At 43.5% G+C, this 21,491-nt stretch carries 23 protein-coding genes and 3 tRNA genes; 19 read left to right on the top strand and 7 right to left on the bottom strand.

From position 1 onward, the window contains the following. Position 1: 1 nt before the first annotated feature. The 4 genes from RS24_RS02120 (at position 2) to RS24_RS02105 (ending at position 4,275) form a co-directional block, all read left to right on the top strand. On the top strand, positions 2–1,318 hold the full coding sequence (locus RS24_RS02120; protein WP_021776529.1) for a homoserine dehydrogenase: 1,317 nt from the start codon (positions 2–4) through the stop codon (positions 1,316–1,318). Between the two features lie 50 nt (positions 1,319–1,368). Next, on the top strand, positions 1,369–2,361 hold the full coding sequence (gene glpX / locus RS24_RS02115) for a class II fructose-bisphosphatase (RefSeq protein WP_021776528.1): 993 nt from the start codon (positions 1,369–1,371) through the stop codon (positions 2,359–2,361). Then, positions 2,358–4,142: a single-stranded-DNA-specific exonuclease RecJ gene (gene recJ / locus RS24_RS02110; RefSeq protein ID WP_021776527.1), complete on the top strand. Its 1,785-nt coding sequence runs from the start codon at positions 2,358–2,360 to the stop codon at positions 4,140–4,142. Before glpX ends, recJ begins: the two co-directional genes overlap by 4 nt. 58 nt (positions 4,143–4,200) lie before the next feature. Next, positions 4,201–4,275, top strand: a tRNA-Glu gene (locus tag RS24_RS02105). Between the two features lie 60 nt (positions 4,276–4,335). Here RS24_RS02105 and msrA read toward each other — a convergent pair. Both msrA and RS24_RS02095 read right to left on the bottom strand, forming a co-directional pair. After that, a complete protein-coding gene (gene msrA, locus RS24_RS02100) occupies positions 4,336–4,944 on the bottom strand; it encodes a peptide-methionine (S)-S-oxide reductase MsrA (RefSeq protein WP_021776526.1) in 609 nt (202 codons plus the stop codon). Between the two features lie 70 nt (positions 4,945–5,014). Next, positions 5,015–5,698, bottom strand: coding sequence for a hypothetical protein (locus RS24_RS02095; protein WP_021776525.1), 684 nt, complete (start codon positions 5,696–5,698; stop codon positions 5,015–5,017). A gap of 93 nt (positions 5,699–5,791) precedes the next feature. Between RS24_RS02095 and RS24_RS02090 the strand changes: the two genes are divergently transcribed. The 8 genes from RS24_RS02090 (at position 5,792) to RS24_RS02055 (ending at position 11,058) form a co-directional block, all read left to right on the top strand. Beyond that, a complete protein-coding gene (locus RS24_RS02090; protein WP_021776524.1) occupies positions 5,792–6,526 on the top strand; it encodes an SIR2 family NAD-dependent protein deacylase in 735 nt (244 codons plus the stop codon). Between the two features lie 90 nt (positions 6,527–6,616). Further along, positions 6,617–8,026: a sodium:proton antiporter NhaD gene (gene nhaD / locus RS24_RS02085; RefSeq protein ID WP_021776523.1), complete on the top strand. Its 1,410-nt coding sequence runs from the start codon at positions 6,617–6,619 to the stop codon at positions 8,024–8,026. A 167-nt stretch (positions 8,027–8,193) separates the two neighbouring features. Continuing rightward, positions 8,194–8,270 (top strand) — tRNA-Pro (locus RS24_RS02080). A 45-nt stretch (positions 8,271–8,315) separates the two neighbouring features. Further along, complete coding sequence (locus RS24_RS02075; protein WP_021776522.1) at positions 8,316–9,338, top strand: glycosyltransferase family 10 domain-containing protein; 1,023 nt, start codon at positions 8,316–8,318, stop codon at positions 9,336–9,338. A 226-nt stretch (positions 9,339–9,564) separates the two neighbouring features. Beyond that, complete coding sequence (locus RS24_RS02070) at positions 9,565–10,059, top strand: superoxide dismutase family protein (protein WP_021776520.1); 495 nt, start codon at positions 9,565–9,567, stop codon at positions 10,057–10,059. A gap of 12 nt (positions 10,060–10,071) precedes the next feature. Next, a complete protein-coding gene (locus RS24_RS02065; RefSeq protein WP_021776519.1) occupies positions 10,072–10,416 on the top strand; it encodes an Mpo1-like protein in 345 nt (114 codons plus the stop codon). Positions 10,417–10,662: 246 nt separating this feature from the next. Next, entirely contained in the window at positions 10,663–10,968 is a 306-nt protein-coding gene (locus RS24_RS02060; RefSeq protein ID WP_021776518.1) for an ETC complex I subunit, read from the top strand. A 13-nt stretch (positions 10,969–10,981) separates the two neighbouring features. Further along, a tRNA-Arg gene (locus RS24_RS02055) sits at positions 10,982–11,058 on the top strand. Here RS24_RS02055 and RS24_RS02050 read toward each other — a convergent pair. Both RS24_RS02050 and metC read right to left on the bottom strand, forming a co-directional pair. Next, entirely contained in the window at positions 11,059–11,787 is a 729-nt protein-coding gene (locus RS24_RS02050) for a gamma-glutamyl-gamma-aminobutyrate hydrolase family protein (protein ID WP_021776517.1), read from the bottom strand. Between the two features lie 22 nt (positions 11,788–11,809). After that, entirely contained in the window at positions 11,810–12,970 is a 1,161-nt protein-coding gene (gene metC, locus RS24_RS02045) for a cystathionine beta-lyase (protein WP_021776516.1), read from the bottom strand. 137 nt (positions 12,971–13,107) lie between these two features. On the opposite strand from metC, the gene RS24_RS02040 reads away from it, so the two are divergent. Genes RS24_RS02040 through RS24_RS02025 form a run of 4 tightly spaced genes read left to right on the top strand, consistent with a single transcriptional unit; the run spans position 13,108 to position 17,133 of the window. Further along, positions 13,108–14,160, top strand: coding sequence for an amino acid ABC transporter substrate-binding protein (locus RS24_RS02040; RefSeq protein WP_021776515.1), 1,053 nt, complete (start codon positions 13,108–13,110; stop codon positions 14,158–14,160). A 1-nt stretch (position 14,161) separates the two neighbouring features. Next, positions 14,162–15,325 carry an amino acid ABC transporter permease gene (locus RS24_RS02035; RefSeq protein ID WP_108912098.1) on the top strand — a complete coding sequence of 388 codons (1,164 nt, stop codon included), beginning with the start codon at positions 14,162–14,164 and terminating at the stop codon, positions 15,323–15,325. Next, positions 15,326–16,393 (top strand): amino acid ABC transporter permease, encoded by a 1,068-nt coding sequence (locus RS24_RS02030; RefSeq protein ID WP_021776513.1) that lies wholly within the window; start codon positions 15,326–15,328, stop codon positions 16,391–16,393. Further along, entirely contained in the window at positions 16,390–17,133 is a 744-nt protein-coding gene (locus RS24_RS02025) for an amino acid ABC transporter ATP-binding protein (RefSeq protein WP_021776512.1), read from the top strand. The genes RS24_RS02030 and RS24_RS02025 overlap by 4 nt, the downstream gene beginning before the upstream one ends. Here RS24_RS02025 and RS24_RS02020 read toward each other — a convergent pair. Then, a complete protein-coding gene (locus RS24_RS02020) occupies positions 17,130–17,666 on the bottom strand; it encodes a GNAT family N-acetyltransferase (RefSeq protein ID WP_021776511.1) in 537 nt (178 codons plus the stop codon). The genes RS24_RS02025 and RS24_RS02020 overlap by 4 nt on opposite strands. Positions 17,667–17,696: 30 nt before the next feature. After that, on the bottom strand, positions 17,697–18,695 hold the full coding sequence (locus RS24_RS02015) for a cysteine synthase A (RefSeq protein ID WP_021776510.1): 999 nt from the start codon (positions 18,693–18,695) through the stop codon (positions 17,697–17,699). A gap of 146 nt (positions 18,696–18,841) precedes the next feature. On the opposite strand from RS24_RS02015, the gene RS24_RS09640 reads away from it, so the two are divergent. The 3 genes from RS24_RS09640 to RS24_RS02000 are packed head-to-tail and all read left to right on the top strand — an operon-like array spanning position 18,842 to position 20,997. Then, positions 18,842–19,504, top strand: coding sequence for a ChrR family anti-sigma-E factor (locus RS24_RS09640; protein WP_021776509.1), 663 nt, complete (start codon positions 18,842–18,844; stop codon positions 19,502–19,504). After that, entirely contained in the window at positions 19,479–20,240 is a 762-nt protein-coding gene (locus RS24_RS02005; protein ID WP_021776508.1) for a DUF6134 family protein, read from the top strand. Before RS24_RS09640 ends, RS24_RS02005 begins: the two co-directional genes overlap by 26 nt. Further along, the gene (locus tag RS24_RS02000) at positions 20,233–20,997 is read left to right on the top strand and encodes an SDR family NAD(P)-dependent oxidoreductase (protein ID WP_021776507.1); all 765 of its coding nucleotides are present in this window, start codon (positions 20,233–20,235) and stop codon (positions 20,995–20,997) included. The genes RS24_RS02005 and RS24_RS02000 overlap by 8 nt, the downstream gene beginning before the upstream one ends. Here RS24_RS02000 and RS24_RS09635 read toward each other — a convergent pair whose 3' ends face one another. Further along, a complete protein-coding gene (locus RS24_RS09635; protein ID WP_021776506.1) occupies positions 20,998–21,459 on the bottom strand; it encodes a DUF3833 family protein in 462 nt (153 codons plus the stop codon). Positions 21,460–21,491: the final 32 nt, after the last annotated feature.

The raw sequence follows: 21,491 nt of genomic DNA, 5'->3' as shown, positions 1-21,491 counted from the left end.
AATGGACTCTTTGAAGATTGGGATTGCCGGTGTCGGAACTGTAGGCACCTGTGTGGTTGTCAAACTGCTTGGTGGTGCGGTTAAGGATACAACCATTACACGTCTTGCAGCGCGTGATATCAATAAAGACCGTGGATTTAAGATGCCTGAGTCACAATGGACTCAAAACGCGCTTGATTTGGCTGATGAGGATGATGTTGATGTTCTTGTTGAGCTTATTGGTGGTGCTGATGGTACTGCATTGGATTTGGTGCGTGCTGCATTGGCAAACAAAAAACATATTGTAACGGCGAATAAAGCGCTTTTGGCAAAGCATGGTGTCGAGCTGGCTGAATTGGCGGAAAAGAATAATTGTATTTTGAAATACGAAGCTGCAGTTGCCGGCGGTATTCCAGTGATCAAGGCTTTATCTGAAGGACTTGCGGCAAATAATATTTTCCGTATTAACGGTATTTTGAATGGAACATGTAATTTCATCCTTACTGAAATGGAAACAAAAGGCGCGGGCTATGAAGAGACACTGAGTATTGCTCAGGAACTCGGCTATGCAGAAGATGATCCGACTTTCGATGTAGAAGGTATTGATGCTGCTCAGAAGCTAAGTTTGTTGTCTGCTATCGCCTTTGGTCAGAAACCAAATGAAAATGATGTCCTCACGCGCGGTATAAGTGACGTCGCCGCTATAGATTTCGAATTTGCAAAAGGTTTTGAGGCGGTTATCAGGCTGATAGCACGGGCTGAAAAAAAGATAAAAAGCGAGTCATCCAGCGCATCCATATCAGGCACTTCTGGTGAGGTTGTTCAGGTGGTTGAACCGTGTCTGGTACGAAAGACTTCTGTTCTCTCTGGAATTAGTGGTGTGACAAATGCTGTGCAGTTTGAAACGGATATGGTGGATGTCATACTTCAAGGGCCGGGTGCGGGCGGTGAAGCGACGGCCTCAGCAGTGCTGGCAGATATTGCCGATCTGAGCCAATTTATGAAATCAGGTATGCGCGTAACCCCTCATGTTTTCGGACGCTCAGTATCGGAACTTGTTGCTTCACAAAGCGAGACAGAGGTTATGCCGTCGCAATGGTATATAAGGTTGAATCTTAAAGATGCGCCCGGAAGCATGGCTAAAGTCACCTCAATTCTTGCTGAACATGACGTATCAATTGAGGAGGCGGTGCAAAGAGGGCCGCAAAATGGTGAAGACCACAGACCAGTTGTGTTTATCACCCATAAATGTGAAAAATCAGCTATTAAAAATGCGTTAGTAGCTCTTGAGGCTATTGATGTTATAGCCAAAGATGTAAATTATATGCCTGTAATTTAGGTTTGTAGTTCAATAAATCCGTCTGAGACCCCAACATAAAAGGATATAGTATGACCTCTGGAATTAATCGTAGCCTTTCGCTTGAGCTTGTCAGGGTAACTGAGGCCGCCGCTGTCGCCTGCGCACCTCTCATCGGACGTGGTGATGAAAAAGCTGCTGACCAAGCCGCCGTAAATGCCACTCGGACAGAGTTAAACCGTCTGAACATAGACGGAAGGATTGTTATCGGCGAAGGCGAACGTGACGAAGCACCCATGTTGTATATTGGTGAGGAGGTCGGCACAGGGCAGGGGCCAAAAATTGATATTGCTCTTGACCCTCTTGAGGGCACAACCCTTACGGCCAATGGTATGCCCAATGCGTTGGCGGTTATTGCTCTTGCAGAGCATAATAATCTGTTAAACGCGCCTGATACATATATGCAGAAAATCGCCGTAGGGGGTGGGTTGCCTGATGGTGTGATTGACCTTGATGCTTCGCCGCAAGAAAACATCAAAGAACTTGCTAAAGCTAAGGGCGTCGGCCCGGAATATATAACTGTTTGTGTGTTAGACCGTCCGCGTCATCAGGATATTCTCGAGGGTATCCGAAGTGCTGGGGCAAAAGTAAGCCTCATCTCTGACGGAGATGTGGCGGGCATCATTCACACAACAGACCCCGCTACAGGAATTGACCTCTATATTGGGACAGGTGGAGCACCGGAAGGTGTTTTGGCGGCAGCGGCGTTGGCCTGTACGGGCGGTCAAATGCAAGGCCGTCTTGTGACGGACAGTGAGCATCAAAAAGAGCGCGCGGCGCAAATGGGTGTGTCTGACTTTGATAAAAAATACTCAGTTGATGACATGGCAAAGGGGGATATTATTCTCTCCCTAACAGGTGTCACAAGCGGGTCGCTGGTCAAGGGTGTTTCTTATCAGCAGAGTGCGATTACCACAGATAGCCTTGTCATGAGGCGGTCACTCGGTGAAACACCAACTTCAACAACACGCTGGATACGCGCTCGTCATCACATTACTGACAAATTTTCGCAGGACGGAAAATGACATCTGAGCCGGTGCGTGAAACCCTGCTAGGGGTTGAACAATCTGCAGCCGGACGACGATGGGTCATGCGGCCTTACGATGAGCGTCTAGCTCTAACGATTGCTCAAAGGCACGGTTTGCCAGATGCAGTTAGCCGGATACTGTCTCAGCGGGGGATAACATCGGAAATTGTTGCCGATTATCTAAACCCAAATCTTGCCGACGTTTTGCCCGACCCTTTTGTCCTAATGGATCTTGAAAAAGCTGCCTCCCGTCTCGCTGATGCAATTATCCATGACGAAAAAATCGTTGTATTTGGTGATTATGATGTTGATGGCGCAACCTCTGCAGCTTGTCTTATCAGATTTATGCGTCAGCTTGGCATAACCCCTATGCTTTATGTGCCGAACCGCATGACAGAGGGGTATGGACCAACTGTACCAGCTTTTAAATCTCTCATAGATGATGGGGTTGGTGTGATTGTTACCGTTGATTGTGGAACAATGGCGCATGAGGCACTTACCTTTGCAAAGGAGCACTCTGTTGACGTGATTGTCGCTGATCACCATCAGACAGGAACATCTTTGCCGGATTGCTTTGCACTGGTTAATCCAAGGCGTGGTGATGATTTAAGTGGACTGGGTAATCTGGCAGCAGTCGGCGTGACATTCATGCTGCTCGTCGGATTGCGTCGGGAGCTTCGTAATCGGGGATATTTTTCTTTAAAAGAAGAACCGAATTTAATGGCATTAACAGATCTGGTCGCGTTGGGAACTGTGTGTGACGTTGTGCCATTGGAAGGGCTAAATAGGGCGCTGGTAAGCCAGGGTTTGCGTGTCATGGCAAGAAGAGAAAATACCGGCATAAAGGCTTTGATTGATTTGTGTAATCTGGAAAGCGCGCCTGAAGCGTCGGACTGCGGGTTTAAACTTGGGCCGCGAATTAATGCAGGTGGTCGGGTTGGTGAAAGTGATCTTGGCACGCGTCTGCTGATTTCAGATAATCCTGATGAGGCTGCAGGTTTGGCTTTACGTATGGATGAGTTGAACACGCACCGCCGCAGTCTTGGTGATGAAAATCTGTCTCTTGCTGAAAAAATGATCGAAGATATTATCAGCCATCGAAATGGTCTGCCGCCATATATTCTTTTGTCTCATCGTGAGTTTCATGCCGGTGTTATTGGCATTGTCGCCGGAAGATTGAAAGACAAATATAACCGTCCGACCTTTGTGATAGCGCTTGAAGCAGATGGGACGGGCAAGGGATCCGCGCGCTCTATTAAGACGGTTGATATTGGGCGGTTGGTATCTGCTGCTGTGCTGGCGGAAGTCCTTAACGCTGGCGGCGGTCATGCAATGGCTGCAGGGGTGACAACTCACATTGATCAACTGGCAGATTTTGAAAACTATCTCTCAAAGGAGCTTGGCGAAATGAGCTTTTCCGGCCCACGAGAAATGATGTTTGACTGTGCAGTCAGTCCTTCCGGCGCTGTGAGGGATTTTCATAATCTTATATCTCAAATCGGGCCATTTGGTGCCGGCAATCCTGAGCCGCGCATGGTGTTGCCTGCCGTTCATGTTCTTCACGCTGAAATCATTGGTGCGGGGCATGTGCGTTGCCGTTTTGGTGATGACCAAGGCGGCAAATTATCTGCGATGGCCTTCGCTTCAGTCGACGAACCAGTGAGAAATATGATTTTATCAGGTGCGCGTGTCCTCCATGTGGCGGGTACGTTAAAAGCGGACAATTGGCGCGGGAGAAATGGTGTGCAGTTCATGGTTCAAGACGTCGCATCAATTTAGAGATTCATGCCTTGAAATCATGCATTGACTGAGTTATATCCCTCTCACTCAGTGTAATGCGCCCTTCGTCTATCGGTTAGGACGCCAGGTTTTCAACCTGGAAAGAGGGGTTCGATTCCCCTAGGGCGTGCCATCACTTTTTTACATACCAAGCATTTTATTTAACTTGGTATAATTCAGCCTTTCCCTTTATCTATCTATAAACCTTATCATCACCTTTCCAGTGTTGATTTATAAAATCGTCACGTCCACATCTTGACCGATAAAATTTATAACGTATTGGATTTTTTTTAGCGTAATTTTGGTGATGTTCCTCAGCAGGATAAAAGGCTTCAGCCGCCAAAACCTTTGTGGCGACAGGTTTTAAAAATTTCCCTGACGCATCTAAAGCCTTTAGCGCTTTGGTAGACACCAACTTCTGACGATCTGAATTATAAAAAATTACACTGCTATATTGTTGACCTCTATCACAGAATGAACCGTCGCCATCAGTAGGGTCAATCATGCGCCAAAATGCCTGTACAAGGTTTTCGAAACTAACTTTTTTGTCATCATAAACAACTTTTACGATTTCATAGTGGCCAGTCGTTCCTTTACTAACATCCGTGTAGGCAGGATTAACAACATGCCCGCCCATATATCCTGAAACGACATCCTGAACGCCCGCAATTTTTGCAAAATCTGCTTCGGTGCACCAAAAACAGCCGCCACCAAAATAGGCAATTCTTTCAGAAGCTAATGTTAGTTGAGGAAGAAATACAATAAGGGCATACAATAAAGTATGAAGGAAATAATTTTTCATGTTTTTCTCTAAATTAATTATAGATAATTATTCTGAATTATTAATGCTTTACGCTTATATAATAAAACTATTATTTTATATAAACTGGAAACCAGTTTCTTGCTAATTCTTTTCCTAATAACCATTGATTTTTTGTCATGTTATTTTCCAGCTTTTTTAGCTTTTTTTCTTCAACTATCGGGGCGCCGATTTGAAGCCTTAAGGGATTGGTAAGATATAAATGTGCCCACATGGCACCATTGACATGCATGTCATGTGTTTTTTCATTCACCTTCTCTTGCGGGTTACTGGCTCCATCGCTAGGCGGTATGAGGTTGTCCGCATGTAGAGACACTAAACTTGCCTGCGCCTTAAAGTGGCCAGCATTGGCAGCTCTTAAAATCCATTCGATACCTTGTCTAAAATTGATGTCTTGTATCAAATCCTGTCGTTCTTTTTTTGTAACAGGCGAGGCCGTTAGACCCGCGAGGCGGAGCTTACAGAGACCGGTCGCATGCTGGGCATCCTCAAAGCCATAACCTTGATGGGCGAGGGGGATTAATTTTTCCAATGCTTCTTCGCATTTATCTGCATGCTTTAATTTAAAGCCCTCCCAATAAGGGCTGTTATAAATGCTGGGTTTTTTGGTTTTGATATTTGTTGATTGTTGCATTTGAGCATACGCTGAATAAACATGAATGAGGCTCACTAAGCCAAACAAGAAAGCGACTCGTAACGATAAAACCGAGAATATAATTTCTTTTAATTTTTTCATGTATTCCAGACCAAATAATATGAACTACCTTAATAATTAAATCTTTGCAGAATAATGCATCATGTCAAATATAGTATGGGCTGAGGAGTGTTAATGGAAGAGCTGAAAAATTGGATAAATGACTCTGCATATACGGTCGTTTTTACGGGTGCTGGTATCAGCACAGACTCGGGTATTCCGGATTTTCGAAGCCCAGGCGGCTTATGGAGCAGATTAGCGCCAATAGATTTTCGTGATTTCATGGCGTCCGATGAGATGCGTGTAGAAACTTGGCGACGCAAAGTTCTTCTGGATCAAGAAATTGGTAAACCCGAGCCTAACAAAGCCCATTATGCAATCTCTGAATTGATGGATGTAGGCAAGGTGAGCAAAGTCATAACTCAAAATATTGATAATCTTCACCAAAATTCTGGCCTTTCAGATGACCAAGTCATTGAACTACATGGTAATGGAACTTTTGCGAAATGCTTAAATTGCGAAAAAAAATACCAGATAAATCTCATCAAAGAGCAGTTTAAAAAGGATAATCTGGCGCCTGTTTGTGAATGCGGTGGGTATATTAAATCTGCGACAGTTTCCTTCGGTCAATCTATGCCACCCGAGGCGATGCAGGCCGCTGAAGAAGCAAGTCTCGCCTGTGACCTGTTTATTGCTGTCGGATCTTCTTTAAAAGTTTTTCCAGCCGCTGGATTCCCACTTCTTGCTAAGGAAAACGGCGCAAGATTTGTCATTATCAATCGTGAGCCAACCGATCTTGATGGTTTTGCAGATTTGGTTTTGAATATCGAAATTAATGAAATTTTCGATTCATTAATTGAAAATAATTAACATTTTTTACTCCCGATTTTGCTGTATTTGTGTGCGTGGTGTTGGTATTGTTGGTTTGCTTTTGAATTCTTCCAATTATCTGAGGGTATAATGCCAAAATTCTTCTATGGACTTCCGGCCATTCTTCTTATGGCTTTTATGTCATTTCCAGTTCACGCAGCTGATGGTGGTGTGCTTAATCTAAAAATGACTACATCTACTTTTGCGATTTCATCAATTTGTGTATTTACGGTTGCTTACGTGCTTGTAATGCTAGAGGAGGTAACCCACCTTCGTAAATCTAAGCCTGTAATGTTAGCAGCAGGTATTATTTGGCTTCTTGTAGGTTTAGCGGTTAACCAAAGTGGTTATGATACCCACGAAACCCAAGGAGCATTTAGACACGTATTTTTAGAATTTGCAGAACTTTTCATGTTCCTACTGGTTGCGATGACTTTTATAAATACTATGACAGAACGGAATGTGTTTGAGTATCTTCGAGCTTGGCTGGTGGCACGTAATTTCAGCTTCAAAAAAGTTTTCCTGATTACAGGTGTTCTTTCCTTTTTCATCTCTCCGATTGCAGACAATTTGACAACAGCATTGCTAATGTGTGCGGTTGTTATGGCTGTGGGAGTTGGGCATACAAAGTTCGTTGCACTTGCATGTATCAACATAGTTGTTGCTGCAAATGCAGGTGGTGCATTTAGTCCTTTCGGTGATATTACTACTCTCATGGTATGGCAGAAAGGAGTTATTGATTTCTTTGGTTTCTTCCAGATTTTTATTCCTTCAGTTGTAAATTACATTGTACCAGCAGCAATTATGTATTTCGCCGTTCCTGACCAACAGCCTGCTGCTGTGTCAGATAATGTTGTAATTAAAAAGGGTGGCATTCCTGTAGTATTTTTATTTCTTGGCACAATAGCTTTCACGGTTTCTGGTCATCAATTTTTCCATATCCCGCCAACTTTTGGTATGATGACTGGTCTTGGAGTTCTCGGATTTTTCAGTTTCTATTTGAAATCTTCGGGTGAAAAATTTAGTGACGGAAAAAAATTCGATTTTTTCGAGATAATAGGGAAAGCTGAATGGGATACTCTTCTATTCTTCTACGGGGTTCTACTTTGTGTTGGAGGTCTAGCAACATTTGGTTATTTAAATTTAGCCTCTGAATATATGTATGGTGATTTAGGTGCAACTACGGCTAACGTACTTGTTGGTATATTATCAGCTATTGTAGATAACATACCGGTAATGTTCGCAGTTCTTACAATGTTTCCAGCTATGGATGAGGGCCAATGGTTGCTTGCAACGCTGACAGCAGGTGTTGGGGGCTCAATGCTTTCTATTGGTTCAGCGGCGGGTGTTGCACTTATGGGCCAAGCGCGAGGCATATACACATTCTTTGGTCATTTGAAGTGGACATGGGCGATTGCACTTGGTTACGCTGCAAGTATAGTCGTACATCTTTATGTCAATAAGCACCTTTTTGATAATGTTCCATTAACATTAAATTAAGAAAAAACACTTTAACTTTTTTGCCGCTGAAGAGAAATATTCATTCCTTCAGCGGTTTTTTGTGGCCGTTAAATTAACAAATAGCCTATTAAATGAAAAATTTTTTAATGTTTTTTTTAATTTACTTGATAATTCATTGTTGAAAAGGTATTTGAACCAGAAGTTGTCGGGGCTTGGCGCAGTCTGGTAGCGCACCTGGTTTGGGACCAGGGGGTCGCAGGTTCGAATCCTGCAGCCCCGACCATTTAAATTTCACAAATTCAATGCTTAAAGTTTTTACTGCTTTGCTATGCCAAATAAGATTCGCATTAAGCTGGTTTCCAAATATCCCAGAGCCTTTAAACTTCTGGCAGAACCTGAATTTAGTCATGATGATATTGAATGGATTCTGGATTGGGATGCGAGGGATTATGACTGGTTCGTTGTTTGCGATGATTTGCCAGGACATGATGGAGAACGTTTCAGTTTACGTGTCGAGGAGTTAGCGTGTCCACAAAGCCAGACAATATTACTGACCTATGAGCCATCATCCGTGAAGTTTTACGGTTGGGATTATGTTAACCAGTTTGGTTCTGTGCTGACGAGTCATGAGCCTGAAATCCTTAAACATCCAAATAGACATTTTGTTCCGCCGGTAGGTGTCTGGTATTACGGCACCATGGAACATGTTAGGGCACATTTAACCCCGCCAGATAAAACAGCCGATCTTTCCATGTTTATGTCTTTTAAGGCGCAAAAGCATACGATGCATCACCTGCGCGCCAGTTTTATGCAGGCTCTGGCTGATAGGCTCGGTAATCAGGTGGATTTATTTGGACGCAATTTGAAATTTGTTGAACATAAGGCTGAAGGAACAGATGGCTATCGCTATCAAATAGCGATTGAAAATCATGTCGCCCCCCACCATTGGACAGAAAAACTTTCGGATGCTTATCTGGGGTATTGCCTCCCATTTTATTTTGGTTGTCCGAATGTGTCCGAGTACTTTCCTCCAGAAAGTTTTATTGAATTGGATATTAATGATGTTGAGGTTTCGGTAGATATAATCCGGCAAGCCATCGCAAATAATGAATATGAAAAAAGACTGGATGCTATTATAGAAGCCAGGCGGCGCGTTATTGAAGATCATAACATCCACTCTATTTTGGCATCTTATATTTTGGATAAGCCTAAGCCTGACCTGATACGAGGGAATGGTAAAATTTTAAGCCGTCACGCTATGATGCGCCGCGATATTCCGACTTTTATGAGATATGCGTTTGATAAAACGAGCCATCGTCGTCGAAATAAAAAACGTTTTAAAAATTTTTGATACTTCATTTCAAATAAAGCAAACTCCCAGCAAATTCTATTTTAGCTTGCTATGATATTAGTCTAGATTAAATTTACTATCAGTAATCTGGAGTGAGAGAAATAATGGGATTGATTATTGCTTTGTTTTTTGTCGTCTTGTTCATCGCCACTCAAGTCTGGATGATTATGAAGATTTCAGATTTAAGTAAACGTTTGAAGGATCTTGAGAATAGGGAGTGAAAATTATGCTCCGAATATTTACCTACGCTACCTTTATTTTTGTCATTTTTAGTTCAGGTACGTTTGCCAATGAGTCAACTCTCAGCGGTACTTTATTATCGCCCGAGGGGGAGCTAAGAGGTGGTTTTAAACTGACCCCCGCGCCGGGTGGCCTGCTTGTGTCTGCCACATTAGAGAACATGCCGGTCGGACAACATGCTTTTCATCTTCACGCGAATCCGAGTTGTGCTGACAGTTTTAATGCGGCAGGGGGGCATTACAATCCAAAGGATAAACCACATGGTTTTTTCAGTGGGACTGAATACCACCTTGGTGACATGCCGAACATACATGTCGGTAAAACAGGCAAGCTTAAAATTGAGAACTTCATTCACGGGTTGATTTTGTCGCCAAATACCCCGCCTCCAGGTACGCTTATTATTCACGCAGGCGGCGATGATTATATCAGCCAACCTTCCGGTGCAGCGGGTAAACGCATTGCGTGCGGGGTTATTGAATGATAGGTTTTGGTTATGTCTAAGCCAATTAAAACTTATTCTGAATTTTGGCCATATTATCTGCAGGAGCATGCACAACCGGCCACACGTGGTTACCATTATTTTGGTGTTATCTGCTTGGTAGGAATTATTTTCACAGCGATGATGACCGGTAATTATTTTTATCTCTGGTTCGTGCCTGTTGTTGGTTATGGTTTTGCTTGGTTCAGTCATCTCACTATTGAGAAAAATAAACCTGCTACTTTCGATTATCCTTTCTGGTCGCTCATTAGTGACTTCCGCATGTTCTATTGCTGGGTGACGAGACAAATTGATGATGAGTTAAAAAAAGCGGGCGTCCTTGAAGAAAGCGTTTCTTAATAAACCTTTTTAATATCCTTGGGTTCTAATAATTTTCATTATTCTGTCACAGGAATCGCGTCTTGTGCGCTTCGCTATATTGTGAAGGGCAATGCTATGATACGTCATGTTTTTATACTTTTAATACTGGTTCTATCCATGGTGTCATGCGGTGTGGCCTTCGTTGATGTGCCCATTGTGCCCAGCATTTAAAATTTCAGTTGATAATTCTTGTGACTTTGGCGATATATTGCCCAAGAGGTGATTATGTCTGCAAAAATTTATCAACCCGGCAAAACAGCAATGCAGTCCGGTATGGCGAAGACCAAAAGCTGGATGCTTGAATTTGATGCCGAAACCGCGCGATCTAAAGACCCGCTAATGGGTTGGAACAGTGTGTCTGAGACTAAAACTCAAGTTAAACTCCGTTTTGAAACGCTTGATGAAGCCAAAGCATATGCTGAAAATAATGGCATTGCCTACCGAGTGTTGAAACCACATTCAAGGAAGAAAGTCAGCAAATCATACGCTGAAAATTTCAGCTATGACCGGCAAATTTCCTGGACGCATTGACGATTAATATTTTGGCCCCGTAGCTCAACTGGATAGAGCGACGGACTTCTAATCCGTAGGTTGCAGGTTCAAGTCCTGCCGGGGTCACCATTATCGCGCAAAGACTGCTTCCGCAAAAGCCTCGTAAAAACACTTGGAAAACGCATTGGTCGCCGGCTCATATTCTGGGTGCCATTGGACTGCTGCGGTAAAGCCTTTAGCATTTTTAACCGTGAAGCCCTCCACAGTACCGTCTGCTGCAACCGCTTCAATGGTTAATCCGTCACCAAGCTTCTCGACACCTTGAAAGTGCAGACTGTTCACCATTATTTCATCTGTCCCGACCCAGCTTTTAAACAGCCCCCCTTCGGTGAGTTTAACACTATGACGTGGTGCATAACGTATAGCCTCATCATCGGTTTTGATGCGTCTATGATCCAGCCTGCCGTCAATTTCGTGAATAGCAGGATGAAGTGTTCCCCCATAGGCAACATTCAATTCTTGAAAACCGCGACATATCGCAATCAAAGGAATTTCATGTTCAATGATTTTTTCAAGATAGGGTATGGCGGTGCTATCGCGGTCTTCATCATAGGGTGGATGTTTTTCCGTCTCAGCCTGACCGTATTGGGAAGGGTGAACATTCGACACATTACCGGTAAGCATCACCCCATCAAGCTTATCGAGGAGGGGCATAATATTAACCCCTAATGGGGGAATGAGAATTGGTTGGAGATCCGTTAATTCTGTTAAGGCTTGCAGATATCGTTCTCCGGAAAAGAAGACCCGATTGCCGTAAAGTTTTCCCGTATCTGCAATAATTCCGACAATCTTGCTCATTTGAATCTATCCGGTTATTTAACTATGCACTGGCATTATCAAATCTTTTAAAACCTTCAGCTAAATCTTCAAGTAAATCTTCAACATCCTCAAGGCCAATATGAAGGCGGAGGAGGGGGCCTCTTTCTGGCCCTAATTGACGCAATAAGACGACAGGTATCATGAGGCTTTCATAGCCGCCCCAACTATAGCCCATACCAAATAAAGACATGTCATCCAGCATAGCGGCGATTTGTGTTTCACTACATGGGTGAAGTTCAATCGCAAAAAGTCCGCCAGAGCCTATGAAGTCGCGTTTCCATAAATCATGTTGCGGATGGCTTTCCAGTGCGGGGTGATGCACATACTTAACTTGTTCTTTTTGTTCAAGCCATCGCGCAATCGTTAGGGCGCTTTCTTGATGCCTTTTTAATCTGACATCTAATGTCCTTACACCGCGGAGCGTCATGGCGACATCATCCGGCCCGACGCATAGTCCCATAAGGCCATACGTTCTTTTAAGGCGGTTATAAATTTCTTTGCGTGCCGACACATAGCCAAGCAGGCAGTCAGCATGACCGGACACATATTTGGTAGCCGACTGGATGGAGACATCAATACCCATGTCTAGCGGCTTACAAAATAGAGGCGACGCCCAAGTGTTATCCATCGCTGTTAGAATATTTTTTTCCCGTGCAATTTTTATTATCATCTGCAGATCCATGACTTCAAAAGTCTGTGATCCGGGGCTTTCGAGAAAAATAAGCGCTGTATTGTCGCGTATTAGAGGAGATATGTCACTAACCGTCGGGTCATAAATCTCTGTATCAATACCAAAGTCAGGGAGGATTTTCTGGCTAAAAGATCGGGTAGACTCATAGGCATTATCCGGCACAAGAACATGATCGCCCTGTTTGCATAAGGCTAGAAGTGTCAACGTACATGCTGCTAATCCACTTGGAAGGAGAAGCGTGCCATCAGCATTCTCGAGGCCGGAGATAACATCTTCAAGTGCTCTTGTGGTGGGGGTACCACGCCTGCCATAGGTGTAATCCCCCCGGTTATTGATAATATCTGCATAGCTGTCGAATAAAATTGTAGAGGCATGATAGACAGGTGGGTTTACGGCGCCAAAATGTGCGGCTCCGGCGCGTCCACTATGCGTCAGAAGAGTAGAGGGTTTCTTTTCGCTTTTGTCTTTCAATTTAAAATCCCCGTAAAATTTTTATAAATCTCATTTGAAACCTCAAATACTGGGCTTTGTGGCTAGGTTTTGCCTGTTTATTAATGTTAGAATTTATTACTCTACAATTACCTTTGATTTTGAGAAAGAAGAAGATCATGAATTTTTTAAAGTGGCCACATATCGGATATCCGAAAGCAGGCGTGTTTTTAACGTTTTTATTATTGCCTGTATTGGCAATCTTTACACCTGCAAAAGCAGAGGGAACGCTCGATCTCGTCAAAAAACGCAATGTGCTTATATGCGGCGTTACACAAGGGTTGCCTGGGTTTTCTGCGCCTGACGATAAAGGTAGATGGCATGGTCTTGATGCAGATTTTTGTAGAGCTGTGGCTGTTGCGGTTTTAGGGGATGCCGAGGCCATTAAATTCGTTCCCCTTTCTGCAAAAGTGAGATTTACAGCACTGCAATCAGGTGAAATTGATTTGCTGGCACGTAACACGACCTGGACAATGCACCGGGATACAGCGCTGGGAATTCAGTTTATCGGCGCAAATTATTATGACGGGCAAGGTTTTATTGTCCGGAAGGATATTGGCGTTACCAGATTAAGTGAGCTTGATGGTGCATCTATCTGTGCAAATGCCGGAACGACAACAGAGCTAAATGTTGCTGATTATTTCAGAAGTAATGGGATGGAATATGATATTAGCTCGTTTGAAAAATCTGAAGAAGCCGTCGCCGCTTATGATGCTGGGCGTTGTGATGCCTATACGACGGATCAATCGGGTCTTTATGCTCAACGTCAACGTTTAATTGAACCCGATGCGCATATTGTTTTGAATGAAGTGATTTCAAAAGAGCCGTTATCTCCTGCTGTCCGACAGGGGGATGAAGTATGGGCGGATGTTGTGCGCTGGGTGCATTATGCCATGTTGAATGCAGAAGAGTTCGGCGTTAATTCGCAAAATGTTAATCAAATGAAGGAGAGTCCCAATCCGTCAATTCGGCGCTTGCTGGGTGTAGAAGGGTCATTTGGGGAAAGCCTCGGTCTTGATAACGACTGGGCGACACGCATTATCCGTAAAGTAGGTAATTATGGTGAAAGTTTTAACCGCAATCTTGGTGCTGGCTCCGAACTCAAAATTAAACGCGGTTTAAATGCTTTATGGACCGATGGCGGTCTCCAATTTGCTCCACCCATCAGATAGTATGAAAATAATCTCTTCATTATGGTCTAGCCAGAATGGTCGTAATCTTACTGTCCAGATACTCATGGTTGCCGCCTTTTTGGGGCTTGTCTGGTGGCTTGTAGACAACACGATTGCCAATCTAGCGCGTCAGAATGTGGCCACAGGTTTTGGCTTTCTTGATAACAATACTGGCTTTGATATCAATCAAAAGCTCATTGCCTATGATGAAACATCCAGCTATCAGCGTCTTTTGCTTGTCGGGCTTTTAAACACAGCGATAGTGTCAGTATTAGGGATTTTTTTCGCCACCGTAATCGGATTTATGGTGGGGCTTGCGCGCTTATCAGATAACTGGTTGGTGTCAAAGCTGGCATTTCTTTATGTTGAGATATTCAGAAACCTGCCTTTATTAATACAAATTCTTTTCTGGTATGTGTTGTTGATTGAAATTCTTCCCCATCCCAGAAAAAGCTTAGCTTTATGGGAAGTCTTTTTTCTCAATAATCGCGGGCTTTATCTCCCTTGGTTCACAACATTACCGGGCGGTGGGTTTTTGCTTTGGGCGATTGGCTTGTTTTTTGGAGGGTGGTTTTTAGTTGCTCGTGAAGCACGAAAAATGCGTGAATTGACTGGGCGGAACAGGGCCTATGTTCGGAATTATTTCATTATTGGTGGGGTGTGTCTTGGCGGGTATCTCAGCTTATGGGGTGTCCCCTTTGAGGCTAACCTCCCTGCATTGAGGGGGTTTAACTTCCGGGGAGGCTTGAGCTTCACGCCCGAATTTGTAGCCTTACTCATCGCGCTTTCCCTTTATACGGCATCTTTTATTGCCGAGATTGTTAGGGCTGGGATTTTATCAGTTTCAAAAGGGCAGTTCGAAGCTGCTAAAGCTTTAGGCCTACCAACTTCTGTGACCATGAATAAGGTCATCATTCCACAAGCCATGCGGGTTATTATTCCGCCACTGACGAGCCAGTATCTAAATCTGGCTAAAAACTCTTCTTTAGCTGCGGCAATTGCTTATCCCGATCTGGTATCAGTTTTTGCCGGAACTGCGTTGAACCAAACCGGTCAGGCAGTTGAGATTATTTTCGTCACGATGAGTATTTATCTCTTCTTAAGCTTGTTCACCTCATTTGTGATGAACATTTACAATGCGCGTGTCGCTTTGGTGGAGAAGTAGATGCAGCAATTTATAAAATGGTCGCGCGAAAATCTTTTTGCGACACGAATGAACACTTTCCTTAGCTTGATTAGTTTTTGGTTGGTTTATGTGACGATAGACGGCGTGGTGTCGTGGGCATTTATTAATGCCAGTTTCTTTGGAGCAGATAAAGCCAGTTGTATGTCGAATCCTTATGGCGCTTGTTGGCCATTTATTACTGCAAAATTCAACCAATTCATTTACGGCAATTATCCTGAAGCTGAGCAGTGGCGGGTTAATATTGTATTTGTACTTGGCGCGTTGGGCTTAGGTTTCTTGATGGTTGAACGCGTAGGTTTCAAAAAACAGCTCGCTATAGTGATGCTGACTGTTTATCCGGTTCTGACCTTTATTCTTTTATCTGGTAGGGTTTTGGGGCTGGGTTATGTCGAAACAAATCAATGGGGCGGCTTATTGGTGACATTGGTGATTGCGGTTACAGGCATTGTTGTTTCCTTACCATTAGGCATTTTGCTGGCACTTGGACGACGCTCAGAACTTCCCATTATTCGAATTATGTCCATTGCATTTATTGAGTTTTGGCGCGGTGTTCCGCTTATTACTGTTTTGTTTATGGCGAGTGTCATGTTGCCTCTATTTTTGCCAGAAGGGATGAATTTCGATGCTCTGCTAAGATGTCTGATAGGGGTATCCTTGTTTGCTTCTGCCTATATGGCAGAGGTCATAAGGGGCGGACTTCAGGCGATACCCAAAGGCCAATATGAGGCGGCTAAGTCTATCGGTCTGTCTTACTGGAAATCTATGCGGTTGATTATCTTGCCGCAGGCTTTGGTGATATCAATTCCGGGTATCGTTAATACATTTATCGGGTTGTTTAAGGATACAACATTGGTGATGATTGTAGGCATTTTTGACTTACTTGGTATTATAAGTTTTCATTTCACAGATCCAAATTGGACATCACCACAAGTACCCATTACTGGATTTGTGTTTGCGGGGCTTGTCTTTTGGGTATTTTGTTTTGCCATGTCACATTATTCTAAATCGGTTGAACGGCGTTTTTCAGTCAAAGGAGAAGATAAATGAGTGAAAAACGCATAATCGAGATTAATCATTTGGATAAGTATTTTGGAGAATTCCATGTTCTCAAAAACATTAATCTATCTGTTGTGGCTGGTGAAAAGATTGTTATTTGCGGCCCCTCTGGCTCAGGTAAATCAACATTAATTAGGTGTATAAACCACCTGGAGAGACATGACGGTGGAGAAATTATCGTTGACGGTATACCTCTTGATGACAAGATTAAAAATATTGACCACATCCGTTCTGAAGTTGGCATGGTGTTCCAGCAATTTAACTTGTTTCCACACATGACTGTTCTGGAGAATTGCATTGTTGCGCCTGTTTGGGTGAAGGGCGAACCGCGCGCCGAAGCTGAAGCGCTTGCTTTGACATATTTGGAGCGTGTCCGTATTCCCGATCAGGCCGACAAATATCCCGGGCAGCTCTCTGGTGGTCAGCAACAACGGGTAGCTATTGCGAGGTCACTTTGCATGCAGCCGCGTATCATGTTGTTTGATGAGCCGACATCAGCGCTTGATCCTGAAATGATAAAGGAGGTGCTGGAGGTTATGGTTGATTTGGCTAAGCAGGGCATGACAATGCTTTGTGTCACGCATGAAATGGGATTTGCACGACGCGTTGCTGACCGTGTGATTTTTATGGATGAGGGTGAAATTATTGAAGAAAATACCCCAACTGCATTTTTTGATAACCCACAAAATGATCGTACTAAAATGTTTCTAAGTCAGATTATCGGTGATTAAATTATCTCAAATTTATTGCGTGTTTTAATCGACACTCTTTTGCGTTTATAAGGCTTAAAACCGATTTTTTGGTATAATGGCAGGGCTGACGGGTGATCTAATGTATTTGTTTCGATAATCACACGTGTGGGGTTGCGGTTCCATATTTTTTGTAAGGTGTGAGATAGCATAGCCCGCCCGAGGCCCTTCCCCGTTTCAGACGCTACAAGCCCGACAAAAACAATTTCCATTTGAGGGAAATGCCGTGCGTGATATTCGGTAAAACCGATACATTCGTTATCTTTCCAAAGCTGGGTAACATAATTTTCCGGATGGTAAAGAAGCGCGCCCAATTGCCCATCCGTCAATCGCTTTCTGTTTACCCAAAAATGATTATCCCCGACGGCATGGTATATGGCGCGGTATTGTTTGATTTCGGGTTCTGGGGTTTCAATGAAGGCGAGCCCACTGATAGGCCATGTAAGATTAAGCTTTGGCGGTGAAAGCATCTCCAACATGGTTACATCTGCAGTAATTCTATCTTCACGCGCCATTCACAAAGTCACTTTCTTAAACTTACTCACTTACAACCATTCAGGGCAGGGGAGGTTTTTCTCTTTTAAAAACGCAGCATTGAACAATTTGCTTTGATAACGTGTGCCGTAATCGCAAAGAATGGTTACAATTGTGTGGCCTGGCCCTAAATTTTCAGCCATGCGCATAGCACCGGCGATATTAATACCGCTTGATCCGCCAAGGCATAAGCCTTCATGCTTCAATAAATCAAATACAATTGGCAAAGCTTCTTCATCTGAAATTTGGTAGGCATCATCAATTGGCGCATCCACAAGATTTGCCGTGACGCGGCCCTGTCCAATACCTTCGGTGATAGAAGTGCCTTCAGATTTTAATTCACCATGTTTGTACCAATGATACATGGCTGCACCCATCGGGTCTGCTGCTGCGATTTGAATATCGTTATTTTTTTCCTTCAGAAACATGCCGGTTCCGGCCAATGTGCCGCCGGTTCCGATGGCGCAGGTAAAGCCATCAACTTTTCCTTCGGTCTGAGACCAGACTTCCGGGCCGGTTGTCATGATATGGGCATCTCGGTTGGCTGTATTATCGAATTGGTTGGCCCATATGGCTCCATTTTCGCTTTCAGAAGCGAGTTTCTCTGCCAGACGACCAGAATATTTAACGTAATTATTATCGTCTTTATAAGGGACAGCGGGGACTTCAATCAGTTCTGCCCCACATAAACACAGCATATCTTTCTTTTCCTGACTTTGGGTTTCAGGGATAACTATGACGGAGTTATATCCCAGCGCGTTGGCGACGAGAGCTATACCAATGCCTGTATTTCCAGCAGTACCCTCTACAATTGTTCCGCCTGGCTTTAATTGACCTTTAGCTTCTGCATCGCGGATAATTTGCAGGGCAGCGCGATCTTTTACGGACTGACCAGGATTCATAAATTCGGCTTTTCCAAGGATGTTGCATCCTGTGAGTTCTGACGCTTTTTTTAGTTTTATTAACGGTGTATTGCCAATAGCATCAATCATATTGTGATGGATGGTCATTTTTGGGTCTCCTTCATCCTTTTTTACTTAATGGGACTGGAATAAACACGCAAGAGCTCATCTTTTAAGTTTGTCTGTGAACCAAAATGAAATATATATCGTATTAAAGTTATTATTTGAAACGTGTACTTAACTCGGATTTTTAAATGTCAGCAGACATAGACACATTATTACTACAATATTCGGCAGGCACTCTTGATGCGCCGATGAGTATTCTTGTCGCCAGTTATCTGACACTGGAGCCTGAAGCACGCAAAAAACTTGATTTCGCTGATAACCTCAATGCTTCATTTATTGATAGTGAAGATCCAGTGGGAATGTCTGAAGATAGTGTTCATTCACTTATGGATATGCTTGACAATGACACTATCGTTGAGTTGGTTGCCGAAGAACCAGAACCAGTTGATGAAATCGTTTCTTGTTCAGATATAGATTTGCCATTACCTCTTCGTCGCGCTTTGTCTTCAGATGTCGATGATCTAAAATGGTCTTTCTCTTATCCTGGTGTTAAATCATCAAAAATTAAAGCCGCAGAGTCTTCCAGCGATATTCGTCTCTTAAGAATACAGCCTGGTAAATCTGCACCGCGTCACGCGCATGAAGGCATTGAGGCCACGCTTGTGCTGAGAGGTGCATTTATTGATGGTGGCGAAATTTACAGCCGAGGTGATCTCGCAATCGCTGATGGTAAGGTAGAACACCGTCCAAAGGCCGTAGGTGACGAAGTATGCTTATGTTTAGCCGTCACGTCTGGCTCATTAAAATTTAAAGACAGGTTTGGGCGTGTTCTCAAGGATTTTATATCTTAGCATCCTTGCTCTAGCTTTTATTCAGCTATCATTAATACCTCCTTCTTACGCAGAGAGTAGCTCAATAGCTTTTGAGTATCCTGCACAGGATTGGCGGGCGGCTGTCCCACCAGAAGGCACTAAATCTTTTCTTATTAAATATAAAGGTAATGCCGTCGGCTTTCATCACATGGAGTTTTTTCCAGGTGGAAATAATCTCGTCGTTAAAACCCATTTTGAAATTATTGTGAAGCTAGGCTTTATTAAGGTTGCTGATTTCCGTCATGATGCAGTTGAATACTGGGAAGATGGGCGGCTGGTGGCTTTTATAACGGAGACCAAAGAACAGGATAAAAAGCGCTTTGCAAAAGGTGTTTTGCGTAAAGAGGGGCTCGTTGTTGAAGGCAGTAAATTTAGTGGTGTCATTGATAAAGCCTTAATGCCTGCAACTTTTTGGAACCCCGAGTCACTCACGAAGAAGGAACTGGTCAATCATCAGAATGGCGACCCTATTGAGGTTGAAACTACATTTTTAGGGCTTAAACAGCTTAATGTTTTAGGTGAGATGAAGGATGTCCTCACATATAGTTTTGCTAAGGGGGATGCCTATTACACTCGCCAAGGAGCATGGGTCGGTGGTGCTTTCAGAAAGAAGCGCGATGCCATATACGAAATATGCAGCAGTGAAAAAATCCCTCCAAAAAAGAAATGGCACTATGCCTCTGATATTTTGTTGAAGGAAAACCCATTTGAATAATCGAAAATTATCAGCCATGCAGCCTTCTGACGGGGTTGTTTGGATATCAGGTGCAAGTTCGGGTATTGGTGCGGCTGTGGCTATGGAAATGGCTGAACGGGGCTGGAAGGTCGCAATATCAGCGCGTAGCAGTAAAAAACTCGATAAGATTGCCGCCTTGCACCAAAACATTAATGCCTTTGAATGCGATGTGACTGACCGTGAGGGAATGTCACAAACAGCGCAGAAAATTGAAACTGAAATTGGTTCATTGGCGATGATTATTGCGAATGCGGGTATCTATTTACCGACGCATTTTCCTGAATTTGACGTGTCTGTTTTTGATGAAAGTTTTGATGTGAATTTAACTGGCACAGTCAATATGATTGCCGCAGCATATCCTTTCATGATTGCTCGTAAGAAAGGTCAAATCGTGCTGGTATCTTCTGTGGCGGGCTATAACGGTTTGCCAACCTCTGCTGCTTATGGTTCTACAAAAGCGGCTCTTCTTAATATGGGGGAGGCCATGGCTGTTGACCTTGCGAAGTATGGTTTAAGCGTGAATATGGTCGCTCCAGGCTTTATTGATACGCCAGCGACACAAAAAAACACCTTTCATATGCCTGCTTTAATGGATGTCACTAAGGCTGCTAAGGCTATGGTAGATGGGCTTGAAAAAAATCATACGCGCATCACATTCCCAAAACGATTTACGTTCTGGCTAAGGCTTCTGACCTTTTTACCACGCCAATTATTTGTGCGGTTACTCTCTCGCTAATTATACTTTATTGAATGTCTGGAATATTTTTAGTACCGGCAAGCTGAATTTGCTGATGGTTGCCACATTGCTGATTGCATTATTATGAAAATGCATCATATCCGTGAATCGCAACGTTACGGGGATATTTTTAACTGGCAATTTCAGGCGGTAAGACCAACTAAAAAGGTTTTCAGTCGGGTGGTTACGGGGCGGTGGCCCAACAAGGTCGGTTGTATAACCTTCGTATGACCCATCCGGCAAACATAAGATTTGCCATACACGCTTATCAACTTCGCCATCGTCATAAGTGAATTTTTCGTTGAGGGTTAGCGTTCCTTTTTTAAAATTTGATTGCCCCTCGACTTTAAAGCGCCTGATTAATTTCCCATTGGGCTTTACAATTATGCCGTCTGATACGAAATCTCCGACAAAAAAGTTTTCCAGACGAAAATCGTTATTTAATGTTTCTGCGGTAGACATTTAGACCTCCTGAACCGCAGATTGACTATGCC

Source organism: Candidatus Micropelagos thuwalensis (assembly GCF_000469155.1).
Taxonomy (GTDB): Bacteria; Pseudomonadota; Alphaproteobacteria; order RS24; family RS24; genus Micropelagius; species Micropelagius thuwalensis.
The sequence above is the reverse complement of the archived record's forward strand: the minus strand, read 5'-3'. Positions and strand labels throughout refer to the sequence as shown.

Bases quoted from the DNA above. Each gene is read 5' to 3' on its own strand.
- RS24_RS09635 (WP_021776506.1), bottom strand. From the start codon at position 21,459: ATGTCTACCGCAGAAACATTAAATAACGATTTTCGTCTGGAAAACTTT.
- RS24_RS02040 (WP_021776515.1), top strand. From the start codon at position 13,108: ATGAATTTTTTAAAGTGGCCACATATCGGATATCCGAAAGCAGGCGTG.
- RS24_RS02025 (WP_021776512.1), top strand. From the start codon at position 16,390: ATGAGTGAAAAACGCATAATCGAGATTAATCATTTGGATAAGTATTTT.
- nhaD (WP_021776523.1), top strand. From the start codon at position 6,617: ATGCCAAAATTCTTCTATGGACTTCCGGCCATTCTTCTTATGGCTTTT.
- RS24_RS02030 (WP_021776513.1), top strand. From the start codon at position 15,326: ATGCAGCAATTTATAAAATGGTCGCGCGAAAATCTTTTTGCGACACGA.
- RS24_RS02065 (WP_021776519.1), top strand. From the start codon at position 10,072: ATGTCTAAGCCAATTAAAACTTATTCTGAATTTTGGCCATATTATCTG.
- msrA (WP_021776526.1), bottom strand. From the start codon at position 4,944: ATGAAAAATTATTTCCTTCATACTTTATTGTATGCCCTTATTGTATTT.
- RS24_RS02120 (WP_021776529.1), top strand. From the start codon at position 2: ATGGACTCTTTGAAGATTGGGATTGCCGGTGTCGGAACTGTAGGCACC.
- RS24_RS02015 (WP_021776510.1), bottom strand. From the start codon at position 18,695: ATGACCATCCATCACAATATGATTGATGCTATTGGCAATACACCGTTA.
- RS24_RS02075 (WP_021776522.1), top strand. From the start codon at position 8,316: ATGCCAAATAAGATTCGCATTAAGCTGGTTTCCAAATATCCCAGAGCC.
- RS24_RS02070 (WP_021776520.1), top strand. From the start codon at position 9,565: ATGCTCCGAATATTTACCTACGCTACCTTTATTTTTGTCATTTTTAGT.
- RS24_RS02035 (WP_108912098.1), top strand. From the start codon at position 14,162: ATGAAAATAATCTCTTCATTATGGTCTAGCCAGAATGGTCGTAATCTT.
- recJ (WP_021776527.1), top strand. From the start codon at position 2,358: ATGACATCTGAGCCGGTGCGTGAAACCCTGCTAGGGGTTGAACAATCT.
- RS24_RS02090 (WP_021776524.1), top strand. From the start codon at position 5,792: ATGGAAGAGCTGAAAAATTGGATAAATGACTCTGCATATACGGTCGTT.
- RS24_RS02095 (WP_021776525.1), bottom strand. From the start codon at position 5,698: ATGAAAAAATTAAAAGAAATTATATTCTCGGTTTTATCGTTACGAGTC.
- RS24_RS02020 (WP_021776511.1), bottom strand. From the start codon at position 17,666: ATGGCGCGTGAAGATAGAATTACTGCAGATGTAACCATGTTGGAGATG.
- RS24_RS02060 (WP_021776518.1), top strand. From the start codon at position 10,663: ATGTCTGCAAAAATTTATCAACCCGGCAAAACAGCAATGCAGTCCGGT.
- RS24_RS09640 (WP_021776509.1), top strand. From the start codon at position 18,842: ATGTCAGCAGACATAGACACATTATTACTACAATATTCGGCAGGCACT.
- RS24_RS02050 (WP_021776517.1), bottom strand. From the start codon at position 11,787: ATGAGCAAGATTGTCGGAATTATTGCAGATACGGGAAAACTTTACGGC.
- glpX (WP_021776528.1), top strand. From the start codon at position 1,369: ATGACCTCTGGAATTAATCGTAGCCTTTCGCTTGAGCTTGTCAGGGTA.